Source organism: Flavobacterium turcicum, from assembly GCF_011365745.1.
Taxonomy (GTDB): Bacteria; Bacteroidota; Bacteroidia; order Flavobacteriales; family Flavobacteriaceae; genus Flavobacterium; species Flavobacterium turcicum.
In genome coordinates, this window is the sequence record NZ_JAAOBY010000008.1 from 62,455 (window position 1) to 76,254 (window position 13,800).

Consider the following 13,800-nt stretch of genomic DNA (forward strand, 5'->3'; position numbering starts at 1 on the left):
GGCTTTCCGTTTCAAGTCCTCGCTGCGTCGTTCCTCCTTGCTGTGGGCTTTTCACTGCAATCCCTAACGCAAATCCCATTAAAAAAGTCGAGATATTGCTACCTCGACTTCCTTTTATAACTTACTATGTGTTTTAACATTGAACTATAGCAACCCAGCACGCTTCAACAACGCATCTGCTTTTGGTTCTTGATCTCTGAATTTTTTATATAATTCCATTGGTAATTCGGTACCACCTTTAGAAAGGATATTGTCTTTGAATTTTGTAGCAACTTCTTTATTGAAAATTCCTTTTTCTTGGAAATAAGCAAACGCATCGGCATCTAAAACTTCGGCCCATTTGTAACTATAATATCCAGAAGAATAGCCACCTTGAAAAATATGTGAAAACGAGGTACTCATGCAATTTTCGGCTACATCAGGATACAAACTTGTGCCTTCCATAGCTTGTTTTTCAAAAGTTTTTACATCTTCAATCGCTTGCGATTTTCCGTGATAAGTCATGTCCAAAAGTCCAAAACTGATCTGTCTTAATGTTGCCATTCCTTCTAAGAAACTCGCGCTTTCTTTGATTTTTTCTACGTATTCTTGAGGGATAACTTCACCCGTTTCATAATGTTTTGCAAACAATGCCAATGCTTCCGGTTCGTAGCACCAGTTTTCCATTACTTGGCTTGGCAATTCCACAAAATCCCAATAAACTGAAGTTCCAGACAAACTTGGATACGTTGTATTGGCTAACATTCCATGTAACGCATGGCCGAATTCGTGGAATAAGGTCGTTACTTCATTGAAAGTTAATAAAGATGGTTTAGTCTCTGTTGGCGGTGTGAAATTACAAACAATCGAAACATGTGGTCTTTCATTGATACCGTTTTTGATGGATTGCGATTTGTATGATGTCATCCAAGCACCATTTCGTTTTCCTTTTCTTGGAAAAAAATCAGCATAGAAAACAGCAACCAATTGTCCTTCGAAATCCAACACTTCAAAAGTTTGCACATCTTCATGATATTTGTCAATATCAAAAACTTCTTTGAATGTAATTCCGAACAGTTTTTCAGCAATAGTAAATGCGCCATTCAACACGTTTTCTAACTTGAAATAAGGTTTTAAAATCTCATCATCAAAGTTGAATAATTTTTGTTTCAATTTTTCAGAATAATAAGCGCCATCCCATTTCTCTAATTGATCAATTCCGTCTAGGTCTTTTGCGAAAGCGGTTAACTGAGCAAACTCTTTTTGAGCAGCAGGTTTCGCTTTTTCTAGTAAATCATTCAAAAAAGAAAGTACTTTTTCAGGATTTTGAGCCATTCGTTCTTCCAAAACAAAATCAGAATGTGATTTGTATCCCAATAAATTAGCGCGTTTATGACGCAATGCTACAATTCGTTTTACGTTCTCTTTATTATCGAATTCGTTGTTTTGAAATGATTTTTTTCCGGCAGCAATGGAAATTTCCTTGCGTAATTCACGATTATCAACATACGTCACAAAAGGCAAGTAACTAGGAAAATCTAAAGTAAAAACCCAACCATCTAAGTTTTTAGATTTTGCCAAACTTGCGGCCATTTCTTTGGTGCCATCAGGCAAACCTTTTAAATCCTCTTCGTTGGTGATATGTAATTGATAGTTGTTGGTTTCAGCCAAAACATTTTCGCCATACGTTAATTTAATTTTGGCTAATTCGGTGTCGATATCGCGTAATTTCAATTTGTCTTCTTCATTCAATAAGGCTCCATTTCTAGAAAATCCTTTGAATTTTTTGTCTAATAAAGTGGCTTGCTCTGCAGTTAATATCAACGAATCTTTTTGATCATAAACGGATTTAACTCTTTTGAACAAATCTTCGTTTAAGGCAATATCATTACTAAACTCAGTCAACAATGGAGAAACTTCTTGAGCAATTTTTTGCATTTCGTCATTAGTTTCAGCCGAATTCAAATTGAAGAAAATCGAAGATAATCTATCCAATTGTTCACCAGCAAAATCTAAAGCAACAATCGTGTTTTCAAATGTTGTAACATCAGAATTGGTAGTGATGGCATTAATTTCAGCTTTTGCAGCAGCGATGTTTTCGATAAAAGCAGGTTTGTAATCTTCTAGTTTTATTGCCGAAAATGGTGCTGTATTGTGTTTGGTATTGAATGTTGAGGTAAGTGTTTTCATAATTTTATTTGAAGGGACAAGTCGGGACCTGTCCTTACGTTTTAAAGTTTTAAATTTTCTAAATCTTGGTACGTATTCCAAAATCGGAGTAATTCTATGGTGTTAGAATTTATTCTGTAATAAAGCGTTATTTGTTTCGTAATTACAACTTTGTTTACGTTTTTGTAATTTGTAGAAATAAATTCAATGTTGTTATTTACTAATAGAGCAATTGTGTTGTCTACTTTGTCTATAAAATTTACAACATCTTGAAATGACCATTCAGCTTCAAGATAATCAATGTTTTGCCAATAGTCTTTTTTAGCTAGTGGCGCCCAAATAACAATCACTATTTGAAATATTTTGAATAGCGATTTCTGGTTTCCTCCATGACCATATCATGAGCAATCCCTTCCTTATTTTCTAAAGAAAAAATCGCTGCATCGATGGCTGTCTTTTGTTTTTCGGTTAAAGTAGATTTAGACTGGATCAAATGAATAATTTCTTCAATTAATTTTGGGTTTTCAATATCCAAAATAACTTTGGCTAACTCAATTTTTGAAGTGTGAATATTCATAGTTTTCTTTTTAATAAAGATAATTATTTTTTCAATTCAGATGCTGCTTTATCAACAGCTTGTTTTAATCCTTCTTTATAAAAAATGATTTTGTCTAACACGCAGTTGTCATGACTACCTATGATTTGTGCAGCAAGGATTCCGGCATTTTTGGCTCCGTTAAGCGCTACTGTTGCTACGGGAACACCACCAGGCATTTGAAGTATTGACAATACCGAATCCCAGCCGTCAATAGAATTGCTCGATTTTACAGGAACGCCAATAACAGGAAGTGGCGACATAGAAGCTACCATTCCGGGTAAATGCGCCGCACCACCAGCACCAGCAATGATTACTGAGATACCGCGATTGTGTGCGTTTTTACTAAAATCAAATAATTTTTCAGGAGTTCTGTGTGCCGAAACGATATCAACTTCAGTTTCGATATCAAATCCTTTTAATATGTCGATGGCTTCTTGCATTACTGGCATATCCGAAATGCTTCCCATTATGATGGCTACTTTCATTATTTTTTGTTTAAAGATTTAAAGATTTAAGAATTTAAAGATTTTAGAGTGGAATTTTAAATTTTGTTGCAAACCAATCTTTCAATCTTTCAATTTTTCAATCTTTTAATTTATGAAATCACTCTTATACTATTCTTAACTTCTTCTGCAATTCTTCTCGCTTCAACCATATTCTCATTTACAATTGTAACATGACCCATTTTTCGGAAAGGTCTTGTTTCTCTTTTGCCGTAAATGTGAGGTGTAACGCCATCAATTGCCATTATTTTTTCAATGTTTTCGTAAACTACTGGACCCGAAAAACCTTCTTCGCCAACCAAATTTACCATAATTCCGGCAACTTTGCTATCCGTATTTCCTAAAGGTAAGTCTAAAATGGCGCGTAAATGATTTTCAAATTGAGAGGTGTAACTTGCTTCAATAGAATAATGTCCGGAATTGTGTGGTCTTGGAGCGACTTCATTGACTAAAATTTCATCGTCTTGGGTTTGAAACATTTCTACAGCTAATAATCCAACGTGATCAAACGCTTCAGAAACTTTTAATGCTATTTCGATTGCTTTTTGCGCCACGTTATCATCAATTCGGGCGGGACAAATCACATATTCAACTTGATTGGCCTCGGGATGAAATTCCATTTCAACCACCGGATATGTTTTTACTTCGCCCGAAGCAGAGCGAGTTACAATTACTGCTAATTCATTTTTAAAAGGAACCATTTGTTCTGCGATGCATTCAACATCTGCTAATTTTAATAAGTCAATCGTGGAGCGGCATACTTTTACACCATTGCCATCATAACCAAATTCGGCGCACTTCCATACAAAAGGAAAATCCAATTCGTCTTTTTCCAAAGCTTTCTTCAAAGCGTTTAAATCGACAAAACGTTGGTGTGGCGCAGTGGGGATGTTATGTTCAACATAAAAATCTTTTTGTTTGCCTTTGTTTTGAATTTGTTGCAAAGTACGTGGTGATGGATAAATAGTCAGTCCCTCGTTTTCTAATTGCAATAAGGCTTCAAGATTTACTAGTTCTATCTCAAAAGTTAATACATCGACCATTTTACCAAATTGATAAACGGTGTCGTAATCCATTAAATTGCCTTTGTAAAATTTATTACATGCCATTCGGCAAGGAGCTTCATCACTTGGGTCTAAAACATAAGTTTGAATGTCAAATTTACGGGTGTCGGCTAGCATCATTTTACCAAGTTGCCCTCCACCAAGGATACCAAGAGTGAAATTAGTAGAAAAATAATTCATAGTGTAGTTGTATGTTTACGCAAAGATACCGTATCTGTTTCAATTGATAAAATGCAAATTTTGGTTGTTTGTTTTTTAAGTTTTGGATTTATTTTGGGAAAGTATTTGATTTTACAGAACAACTTATTTTGCTTTTTATTACTACAATTACGGGCTCAAATTCATAATTTTAAGAGGAGCACAATTCTTCTTTTTTTAATGGCTTGAGTCAAGTAAGAAATTGCTATCTTTGCCCATTATTTTAAACCTAAAAATAATGATACAACTTCACGATAAACAATTTGTTCCGTTCATTTCGGCTACAGAAATAGAGTTTGCTATTGCTAAAATGGTGTCGCAAGTAGAGGCAGATTTTGCTGATGAAACACCCGTTTTTGTTGGAGTGTTAAATGGTGCTTTCATGGTAGTTGCTGATTTTATGAAGCAGTATAAAAAACCGTGCGAAGTGTCGTTTATCAAAATGGCATCTTACGAAGGAACAACTTCTACCAATGAGGTGAAACAATTAATTGGTGTTAATCAAGATTTGACAGGCCGCAGTGTGATTGTTATCGAAGACATCGTTGATACTGGTAACACTTTAGTAGAATTGAAAGAATTGTTTAAAAAACAAAATGTGAAGCATTTTAAAATTGCAACACTTTTTTTTAAACCTGAGGCCTACAAAAAAGATATCAAAATTGATTACGTAGGTATTCGTATCCCAAACAAATTTATTGTAGGGTACGGTTTAGATTATGATGGATTAGGCAGGAATTTACCTGAAGTTTATAAATTAAAAGAATAACGAAACAACAACATGACGAACATAGTTTTATTTGGAAAACCGGGTGCAGGTAAAGGAACTCAAGCTGAGTTTTTGAAAGAAAAATATAAATTAACACACATCTCTACTGGCGATGTGTTTCGTTTCAACTTAAAAAATGATACCGAATTAGGCAAACAAGCCCGCGTATTCATGGATGCAGGTGATTTGGTACCTGACGAATTGACAACTAAAATGTTAATTGATGAGGTAAATAAGCACCCAGATACGAATGGCGTTTTGTTTGACGGTTATCCAAGAACAATTGCTCAAGCTGAGGCTTTGGATGTTTTTTTAGAATCAATTGGATCAAAAGTAGCGGCTACAATTGCACTTGAGGCTGATGATGAAATTTTGGTACAACGCCTTTTAGAACGTGGTAAAACAAGCGGACGTGTAGACGACCAAGATGAGGAAAAAATCAGAAATCGTTACCAAGAATACAACGAAAAAACAGCTCCTTTAATGGACTACTACGATGCACAAAACAAGTTTTATGCAGTAAACGGAATAGGCTCTATTGCCGAAATTACGGAGCGCGTAAGTGCCGTAATTGACCAATTGTAATTTGATTGCTTTGGCAAAACACACTATATCAACCAACTTATATCTACTTTGGAAATACTCATAATATTTTTGCTAATCCTTCTTAACGGTGTTTTCTCTATGTCGGAGATCGCTTTGATTTCGGCTCGAAAAAACCGCCTTGAAACCGCTGCAAAAAAAGGGAATAAAAGCGCTAAAATCGCACTTGATTTAGCCAACTCTCCCAATAAATTTTTATCGGCAGTGCAAATTGGAATTACCCTTATCGGAATTCTTACGGGTATTTATAGTGGTGATAAAATCACACAAGATGTTGAACTATTCGTGAGTGGATTTGATTTGCTCAAGCCTTATGCTCAGCCAGTTGCTGTAGGTGTTGTGGTAGTAATTTTAACGTTTTTCTCTTTGGTTTTAGGAGAGTTGTTGCCAAAACGTATCGGACTTAATCATCCCGAATCTATCGCCAAAGCAGTAGCCTTACCAATGAAAATTGTTTCGATTGTAACGGCTCCGTTTATTTGGTTGCTTACCACGTCGACAGATTTTTTATTGAATCTGTTGCAAATAAAACCAACAGCAGATGGTAAAGTAACCGAAGAAGAAATAAAAGCTATCATTAAAGAAGGTACTGAAGGGGGCGAAGTTCAAGAAATTGAACAAGATATTGTAGAGCGTGTTTTTCATATTGGTGATCGTAAAATCAATTCGTTAATGACGCATCGCAAGTCGGTTGTTTTTCTACCGCTTCATGCCGATAAAGAAAAGGTTAGAGAGTTCATGTTGAAAGAACTACACTCTATCTACCCAGTTTTTAATGACAATTATGATGATATTGTTGGGGTTGTGAATTTGAAAAATATCTTTTCGAATTTCGAAAATGATAATTTTAATTTAGCTAATATCATGACAGAGGCGCCATTTATGATGGAGCAAACTACGGCCTACGTAGCGCTAGAAAATTTCAAAAAATCAGGAATTCACTACGCTTTTGTTTCTGATGAATATGGTGTTTTTCAAGGAATAATTACTTTGAATGACATCTTGGAAGCGCTAGTTGGTGATGCAGCCGATTTTTATAAGGATGATTTTCAATTGATAGAGAGAGAAGATGGCAGTTGGTTAGTTGACGGTCATTATTCACTGCATGATTTTTTAACTTATTTCGAATTGGATGAGCTCATTAACGATTACGAAGTAACTACCGTCAGTGGTTTGATTATGACTGAGTTATCTCATATTCCGAAACAAGGAGAGAAATTAATTTGGCAAAAATTTGAGTTAGAAGTCATCGATATGGATGGTGTTAAGATTGATAAAGTAATGGTAAAATCCATTAATGTTTAAGAATAAATTGAGTTAAATAGCAAGGTAAACTGCTTGTAAAAAGCAAAATACTAAAGGAATATTTAACGGTAAAAAAAAAGAAAATGACAGAAGGAAATTTTGTAGACTACGTAAAAATATATGTTTCATCCGGTAAAGGTGGTAAAGGATCTACGCACTTGCACCGTGAGAAATTTATTCAATACGGTGGTCCTGATGGAGGTGATGGAGGTCGTGGAGGACACGTTTATATAGTAGGAAACAAAGGATTGTGGACTTTATTTCACCTAAAATTTGCCCGACACATTAAAGCTGGAAATGGCGGAGATGGTAGTGGCGACAGAAGTACGGGTGCTGATGGTGAAGACAAATACCTCGAAGTGCCTTTGGGGACGGTAGTAAAAGATAAAGAAACAGGTGAGATTTTATTTGAAATAACCGAAGATGGTGAAAAAAGAATATTGTCTCGAGGTGGAAAAGGGGGATTAGGAAACTGGCATTTTAGAAGTTCAACCAATCAAACACCACGATATGCGCAGCCAGGTTTGCCAGGCGTAGAGATGGATGTTATTTTAGAATTGAAAGTTTTAGCTGATGTTGGTTTAGTAGGTTTTCCTAATGCAGGAAAATCGACTTTATTATCAGTTTTGACTTCGGCTAAGCCAAAAATTGCTGATTATCCTTTTACCACGTTAAAGCCTAATTTAGGTATTGTGGCTTACAGAGATTTTCAATCATTTGTTATTGCTGATATTCCGGGAATTATTGAAGGCGCTGCCGAAGGTAAAGGATTGGGGCATTATTTTTTACGTCACATTGAGCGCAACTCGACTTTATTATTTTTGGTGCCTGTTGATACCCCAGATATTAAAGGCGAATACGATATTTTGGTAAACGAATTGACCAAATACAATCCAGAAATGCTAGATAAAGAACGTTTGTTAGTAATTTCTAAGTGCGATATGCTAGATGATGAATTGAGAGCAGAATTAAAAACAGAATTAGACGCTTCGTTTAAAGATATTCCGTATATGTTTATTTCGTCTGTAGCGCAGCAAGGACTTACCGAACTAAAAGATAAATTATGGAAAATGCTTAATGATTAAGCTATTTTCTATTTCTATTCAAAAAGGATTTCAGTACTGAAATCCTTTTTTGGTTTAAAATAGTTTTGTTCTAGGATTATTGTTAATCGTGGTAAGTGTCAAATAAATATTGCAGCGTGTTTGTGATAGAATTGGCCGGCATCTTAGGATAAATGGTCGAGGCGTTCAGCCAATTTTCGATTGTGATTTCAAAATCTTTTCCTACATCGTAGCGCAGAGGTACGCCTAGTTGTTGTAAAGCAGCAGCATTACACTCTTGCTCGTAATGGTTGCGAATGGGTATGCTGAGTATCTTTTTACCCAAATGCAACGCCTCAGCAGGTGTTTCAAAACCACCACCGGTAATGATTCCGTGACAATGAATAAGACTGTGGTTGAATAGTTGCTGATTGACTGGGAAATAGGTAATATTTCGGAGTGTATAGGCTTCCTTGATATCTCCTAAAAACCAATGAAAATGTACTGTAGGCATTTTATTAAAGGCTTTTTCTAAACATTCTTTGTCAAAAGAAGGAAGATAAACCGTAATATGTTCTTGGTCTTTTGGTTCTGCATTTACAATTTCATCTTTGATGATCGGCGGATGTATGAACGTATCGTACTTTTCAAAATGCAAACCAATGTGCTTAGGCGATGGTGCGTAGTGCTTTAAAATCAGTTCTCCCATGACACTTTTCTTTTCAGGTCGTGGGGTTTTCTCAGAGATAAAACTAGCTTGGTGTCCAAATTGTACCGAATGCACTTTTTGAATTTTACAAGCTAAAGCTGTAACAGAATCAAAATCGTTGATGACAACATCGTAATTTTTTAAAGGTAAACTACTAGCGTCTTTATAAATTTGTAAAGGTCGAAAATTTTTAGCAATGTTCCAGTAATGAAGTCCTCCGCAAGTGCTATAATGCAAACTACATCCTTTACTTCTAAACGCAACAGGCAAATTAATATCGAGGCTTGCATTGTTTCCGCTTAAAAAAAAATCTACTTCGCCAAACTTTTTTAAGTACGGATACAGTTGTGTTGCTCTGCTAATGTGGCCGTTTCCTGTGGCCTGTATGGCATAAAATATTTTCATAAATAAGGAATTTATTTAATCTTTTCTGGAAATATGATGACTTGTTACGCTAAAATTTTAGAGACAATATCAGTTGCGACTTGATTTTCTTGTAAATCATCGGTCATAAAATCTGTTTTTCGATAGTGGTAAATGCGCCATTTTTCTTTTCGATATTCTAATGCCGTCAAATTTTCAACCCAGTCGCCACTATTCAAATACAGCACTTGTCCGTTCTCATTTTTGACAATCTTTTTTTGTGGCATGTGAATGTGTCCACACACTACATAACTGTATTTTTTTTCAATAGCGATTTCTGCCGCCGTTGTCTCAAAATTGGATACAAAAGCAACTGCTTTTTTGACACTATTTTTTATCGTTTTTGAAAAGCTTCGTTTCTCTTTACCCATCGATACCAAAATCCAATTGATAAAACTGTTAATTAAAATCAGCAAGTCATAGCCTTTACCTCCGAGTTTAGCTACTATTTTGGCGTAGCCTTGCGTTGAAGAGTCAAACACATCGCCGTGAAAAATCCATGCTTTTTGTCCGTCAAGGTCTAATACCAGTTTGTCAACCAGTTCTAAATTCCCAAGTATAAAATCAGAATATTTTCGGAGTGCTTCGTCATGGTTTCCGGTAATGTAGATTACACGAGTTCCCATATTCGACATTTTAATAATGTAACGCAGTACTTCCATGTGTGCAGCCGGAAAGTAACTTTTGCTAAAGCTCCACATGTCAATAATGTCGCCATTTAAAACTAAAATTTTAGGCTTAATGGATTTTAAATAATGGAGTAGTTCTTTGGCGTGGCAGCCATACGTACCAAGGTGAACATCACTGATAACAACTAAAGGTATTTTTCGCTTTCTTTTCATAAAAAGTTTTTACGAATGTACTCTTACAATGTTATGCCAATGTTGGTTTAGCGTTATGATTTAGAATTGCAGCTGTTTTTGAGTTTGTTAGCAGTTTTTTAATGGAGTTGCTCTTGTAAATTGGATGAAAAAAATCCGTTTCCTGCACGAGAAAACGGATTTTTGAAAGGGAAATTAATTTACTTTATTCTTTAACGTTAACTCTAATTCCTTTGGTATGGCTAGTATATTCTGGAGCGTACATGCTTTGAATGGTCGAAATTCCGTTCGAAAAATCGCCTTTGTTGTTCACGCGAACAGTATATTCCAAAACATATGTTCCTTTGTCAATCTTATCAAAAAAGAAATGGGTTGCCGCATCTTTGATACTTTGATAAAATCCTAATCCACCTTTGTATTGATAGGCAGAAAGCACATCGGTAGGCTCAAAACAAGACGCTCGCATGTCTTTTAGATGTACAAATTCCATAGGCTCTTTGGCGTTTATTATCAATCGAACGGTAACCAAATCACCAATTTGTAGCGGATTTGCAGCAGTGATTTTGTTTAATTGTTTGCCATTTGCCGTATCCGTGTTGAGATACAATTCTTTTAATGCAGTGAGGTTTTGATTATCGCTGCTTTTAATTTGATCTAAATCTTCAAAATATTGCCAATAAATTCCGCCATAACCTGGAACATTTGATTTGTTTTGAATGCTGATATTAGCCATTTCTTTTTTGATTTCAGCTGCTTTCCAAGTAAGTTTGAGGTATCCTGTTTCGGCTTCTTTCTCTGTTTCGGAGCGTTTTTTGGTCAGTATTTTTTCGTCTCCAATTTTAATGACGGTATTGTCTTTGACACTCAGCCAATCTGTGCCTTGCATGAGTAATGCATAGATTGCCTCAGTAGTTGATTTTGTGGTTGGCCAATTTTTTGTTTGTTTGTTTTTGAGCAACCAAACTTTCATGTCATCAACGGCTTTTTTATCGTTTGTCACTTCTGTGAAAACTTCAATGAGCAAAGCTTGTGTTTCAATAGGAGCTTGATACCAATACCAACCTGATTTGTTGGCAATCCAATACATACCCCAATCTTCATTGTTCGAGGCTGTTTCCCTTAAGCTTTCGATTATCTTTTTGGCACTTTCTTGTTGTCCAAAACGATGTAATGTTAGTGCAGCTAAGCCCTTTTCATACAAAGAATAAGTCAGCCATTCTTTTTTAACAGCATCAAGATATTTGTTGATGGTTTTAGTCAGCATTTCCGGAGTTGGATTTGTTTTGAGGAAAAAACTTCTGCTGTACAAATAATGTAATTCAGTGTATGGGTTGCGCCAAATCAAAGCGGAATTATTAGCAGCGTTATTATTATGGCTTTGCAAAAACTGTTGGTCTAAGTACGGTACCGCTGTCTTTGTAATTGTGCTGATACTTGCAGTAGTTTTTTCGTCAGAACTTAATTTTTGTAAGTGACCTAAACCAGCTACAATATGTCTGGTAATGTATTCATTGGCATCGCTGCCATCAAACCAAGCAAATCCACCTGATGATTTTTGTTTTTGTTTTAATTTGTCAAATGTTGCTTCCTGAGATCCTTTCATTTTTTCTAAATCAAAAAGAGCGGCTAGTCTTTGCTTTTTTTCTTCTTCAGAAGTAGCATCACGGAGCCAAGGTGTTTCGGCCAAAATAATGGATTTGAGAGTTTCATTAGTTTCTAAGGGACTGTTTTTAGTTCCCTTTTGACGCCAATTATCAAAAACTTGCGCAATTTTTGGGTTGCTGTTGATAATGTTAGTGGCTAGTGCGTTAGCATAAAAACGAGCGAAGGTTTGTTCAGCACATTCGTGCTCGTATTCCATCAAATAGGGCAATGATTGTATGGCAAGCCAAGTAGGATTTGAAGTATATTCAAAGGTGAATTGATGGTTTTTTAAAGTAGATGAAGAGTTGTTTTTTAAGTTCGTAAAGGTATATTCTTTCTTAGAATTGTTTCTAACCCAAACCGGAATACTCTCTGTGACAAGCATGTTGTTTGTTAAAACGGGTACAATATTTTCCTCGCCATCTGAAAAATCTCCTGCTTTAGCCAAAATTTTATACTGTACACCTTGCAAACCTTCTGGAATGTAGATTTTCCAGCTTACCGTGGTATTACCAAAGGGAGCAATTGTAAAGTTTTTGGTCGGTTTACTATTTGCCATTTTTAAATCAATTGGCTGCATATTTGTGGCATCATACAATTGAAAAATTGCAATTCCAACTTTTGGATCTTTTGTGATGTTGGCAATTTTGGCAGTAATGCTGATACTGTCTTTTTCTCTAAAAAAACGAGGTAGGTTAGGGGTTACCATTAACTCTTTTTGAGTAACAACTGTTTTTTCTAAAAAGCCAGAAACGGCTTCTTTATTGTGCGCCATCAAACGAAGTTTCCAAGCCGTTAGGGCTTCAGGTGAAGTAAATGAAAATTGTACTTTGCCCTTGGCATCACTTTGCAAATGCGGATAAAAAAAGGCAGTTTCAGATAAGTTAGTTCTTGCTTTTACTTGAGTTAAAGCTTGCATTGCATTTTTTGTGGTAATTATGATGACTCCGTTTTTGCCCTTGTCGCCGTATAAGGCAGTGGCTTTAGTATCCTTCAGGACTTCAACATTTAGTATGTCAGCTGATGGAATATCCTTAATTTGTTCCATGCTCATAGGTACACCATCAACGATACAAAGCGCATTTAACTGTGCCGAGGTATTAGCCGCTCCGCGAATGATGATTTTTTCGGATTTAGTCATTGTCGGCTTGACAAACTGAATTTGGTCTACTTTTGTAGCAGGTGGATATACCACTTCTTGAAGTGCTCCTGCGGTACCCGTGACCCTAGGTTCTACAGTTAGTACTGCATCAGGGTCTCCTTTAATTATTTCACTTCCAAGTTTTTTATCTTTTATTTCATAGTAAGACGGTCCGTTTCCATAAGTTGATTCATTAAAATTAAAGCCAAACCATTTTAGGCGAGTAACTTCATTTAGAAGATTTAAGGGATTGTAATCTAAATTTAAATTCTGAAAATAGATATCCGTATTCTCAAATCCTAAACCTGTTTTGAAGTAGATATTATTTCTACTAAAGTTATTAAAATTTAATGCCTCCCATGGAGCTTTGGTAAACTGGTCTAAAGAGCTGTCATACATTGAAGCCAAAATTTCAGCTTCTTGAAGAGTGTTTGATGATTTGATTTGAAAAGACCAATTTTCATTACTTCCTGGCTCAATTTTATTTCTAAAACTTTCTACTGAAAATTCTATTTTAGGTTCCTCAGACTTTAATTCTACTTCTAGTTGTTCTATAAAATATTGGTTCTCAAATACACTTTGGAAACCAACTTTGAGTGACTTTTCGAAATCCTTTTGAAGAGGAATAGTAACTGTAGCTTGATGGTTTTTTAAAACAATGTTTTGTTCGTAAAAAGTACCGTTTTTATAATTGGCACTTGTAAGAATATGTAATGAGTCAACTACTGAGTGGATCTCAATGGTTGCAAAACCATCGTTTTTTGGGTCTTTGTTGATTTGCTTAATTGTAAATAACTTATTGGGGCTATACTTGTCTTTGCTTTGTATAAT

The 13,800-nt window shown here is 35.6% G+C and carries 12 protein-coding genes; 4 read left to right on the plus strand and 8 right to left on the minus strand.

The genetic code is table 11. The features are described 5' to 3' along the window. Positions 1-144: 144 nt before the first annotated feature. From G9Q29_RS12835 to G9Q29_RS12855, 5 genes are all read right to left on the minus strand, one after another. A complete protein-coding gene (locus tag G9Q29_RS12835; RefSeq protein ID WP_166138059.1) occupies positions 145-2,169 on the minus strand; it encodes a M3 family metallopeptidase in 2,025 nt (674 codons plus the stop codon). A 41-nt stretch (positions 2,170-2,210) separates the two neighbouring features. Next, complete coding sequence (locus G9Q29_RS12840; protein ID WP_166138062.1) at positions 2,211-2,498, minus strand: type II toxin-antitoxin system RelE/ParE family toxin; 288 nt, start codon at positions 2,496-2,498, stop codon at positions 2,211-2,213. Further along, positions 2,498-2,725: a hypothetical protein gene (locus G9Q29_RS12845; RefSeq protein WP_166138064.1), complete on the minus strand. Its 228-nt coding sequence runs from the start codon at positions 2,723-2,725 to the stop codon at positions 2,498-2,500. Before G9Q29_RS12845 ends, G9Q29_RS12840 begins: the two co-directional genes overlap by 1 nt. Positions 2,726-2,748: 23 nt before the next feature. Further along, the gene (gene purE, locus G9Q29_RS12850) at positions 2,749-3,234 is read right to left on the minus strand and encodes a 5-(carboxyamino)imidazole ribonucleotide mutase (protein WP_166138318.1); all 486 of its coding nucleotides are present in this window, start codon (positions 3,232-3,234) and stop codon (positions 2,749-2,751) included. A 107-nt stretch (positions 3,235-3,341) separates the two neighbouring features. Further along, the gene (locus G9Q29_RS12855) at positions 3,342-4,493 is read right to left on the minus strand and encodes a 5-(carboxyamino)imidazole ribonucleotide synthase (protein WP_166138067.1); all 1,152 of its coding nucleotides are present in this window, start codon (positions 4,491-4,493) and stop codon (positions 3,342-3,344) included. A 256-nt stretch (positions 4,494-4,749) separates the two neighbouring features. Here G9Q29_RS12855 and hpt point away from each other — a divergent pair, with 256 nt between their 5' ends. From hpt to obgE, 4 genes are all read left to right on the plus strand, one after another. After that, complete coding sequence (gene hpt / locus G9Q29_RS12860; protein ID WP_166138070.1) at positions 4,750-5,280, plus strand: hypoxanthine phosphoribosyltransferase; 531 nt, start codon at positions 4,750-4,752, stop codon at positions 5,278-5,280. A gap of 12 nt (positions 5,281-5,292) precedes the next feature. Continuing rightward, a complete protein-coding gene (locus tag G9Q29_RS12865; protein ID WP_166138073.1) occupies positions 5,293-5,865 on the plus strand; it encodes an adenylate kinase in 573 nt (190 codons plus the stop codon). A gap of 99 nt (positions 5,866-5,964) precedes the next feature. After that, positions 5,965-7,188 (plus strand): hemolysin family protein, encoded by a 1,224-nt coding sequence (locus G9Q29_RS12870; RefSeq protein ID WP_394367687.1) that lies wholly within the window; start codon positions 5,965-5,967, stop codon positions 7,186-7,188. 83 nt (positions 7,189-7,271) lie between these two features. Next, complete coding sequence (obgE, locus tag G9Q29_RS12875; RefSeq protein WP_166138079.1) at positions 7,272-8,273, plus strand: GTPase ObgE; 1,002 nt, start codon at positions 7,272-7,274, stop codon at positions 8,271-8,273. 82 nt (positions 8,274-8,355) lie between these two features. Here obgE and G9Q29_RS12880 read toward each other — a convergent pair whose 3' ends face one another. The 3 genes from G9Q29_RS12880 to G9Q29_RS12890 all read right to left on the minus strand — a co-directional run bounded on the left by G9Q29_RS12880 (position 8,356) and on the right by G9Q29_RS12890 (position 13,368). Then, the gene (locus G9Q29_RS12880; protein WP_166138082.1) at positions 8,356-9,345 is read right to left on the minus strand and encodes a glycosyltransferase family protein; all 990 of its coding nucleotides are present in this window, start codon (positions 9,343-9,345) and stop codon (positions 8,356-8,358) included. Between the two features lie 44 nt (positions 9,346-9,389). Beyond that, complete coding sequence (locus tag G9Q29_RS12885; RefSeq protein WP_166138085.1) at positions 9,390-10,205, minus strand: UDP-2,3-diacylglucosamine diphosphatase; 816 nt, start codon at positions 10,203-10,205, stop codon at positions 9,390-9,392. Positions 10,206-10,389: 184 nt separating this feature from the next. Then, positions 10,390-13,368, minus strand: coding sequence for an alpha-2-macroglobulin family protein (locus tag G9Q29_RS12890; RefSeq protein ID WP_166138088.1), 2,979 nt, complete (start codon positions 13,366-13,368; stop codon positions 10,390-10,392). Positions 13,369-13,800: the final 432 nt, after the last annotated feature.

Excerpts from the sequence above, each read along its gene's own strand:
- G9Q29_RS12865 (WP_166138073.1), top strand. The coding sequence starts at position 5,293 with ATGACGAACATAGTTTTATTTGGAAAACCGGGTGCAGGTAAAGGAACT.
- obgE (WP_166138079.1), top strand. The coding sequence starts at position 7,272 with ATGACAGAAGGAAATTTTGTAGACTACGTAAAAATATATGTTTCATCC.
- G9Q29_RS12855 (WP_166138067.1), bottom strand. The coding sequence starts at position 4,493 with ATGAATTATTTTTCTACTAATTTCACTCTTGGTATCCTTGGTGGAGGG.
- G9Q29_RS12870 (WP_394367687.1), top strand. The coding sequence starts at position 5,965 with ATGTCGGAGATCGCTTTGATTTCGGCTCGAAAAAACCGCCTTGAAACC.
- G9Q29_RS12835 (WP_166138059.1), bottom strand. The coding sequence starts at position 2,169 with ATGAAAACACTTACCTCAACATTCAATACCAAACACAATACAGCACCA.
- G9Q29_RS12885 (WP_166138085.1), bottom strand. The coding sequence starts at position 10,205 with ATGAAAAGAAAGCGAAAAATACCTTTAGTTGTTATCAGTGATGTTCAC.
- G9Q29_RS12845 (WP_166138064.1), bottom strand. The coding sequence starts at position 2,725 with ATGAATATTCACACTTCAAAAATTGAGTTAGCCAAAGTTATTTTGGAT.
- G9Q29_RS12880 (WP_166138082.1), bottom strand. The coding sequence starts at position 9,345 with ATGAAAATATTTTATGCCATACAGGCCACAGGAAACGGCCACATTAGC.
- hpt (WP_166138070.1), top strand. The coding sequence starts at position 4,750 with ATGATACAACTTCACGATAAACAATTTGTTCCGTTCATTTCGGCTACA.
- G9Q29_RS12890 (WP_166138088.1), bottom strand. The coding sequence starts at position 13,368 with ATGTATGACAGCTCTTTAGACCAGTTTACCAAAGCTCCATGGGAGGCA.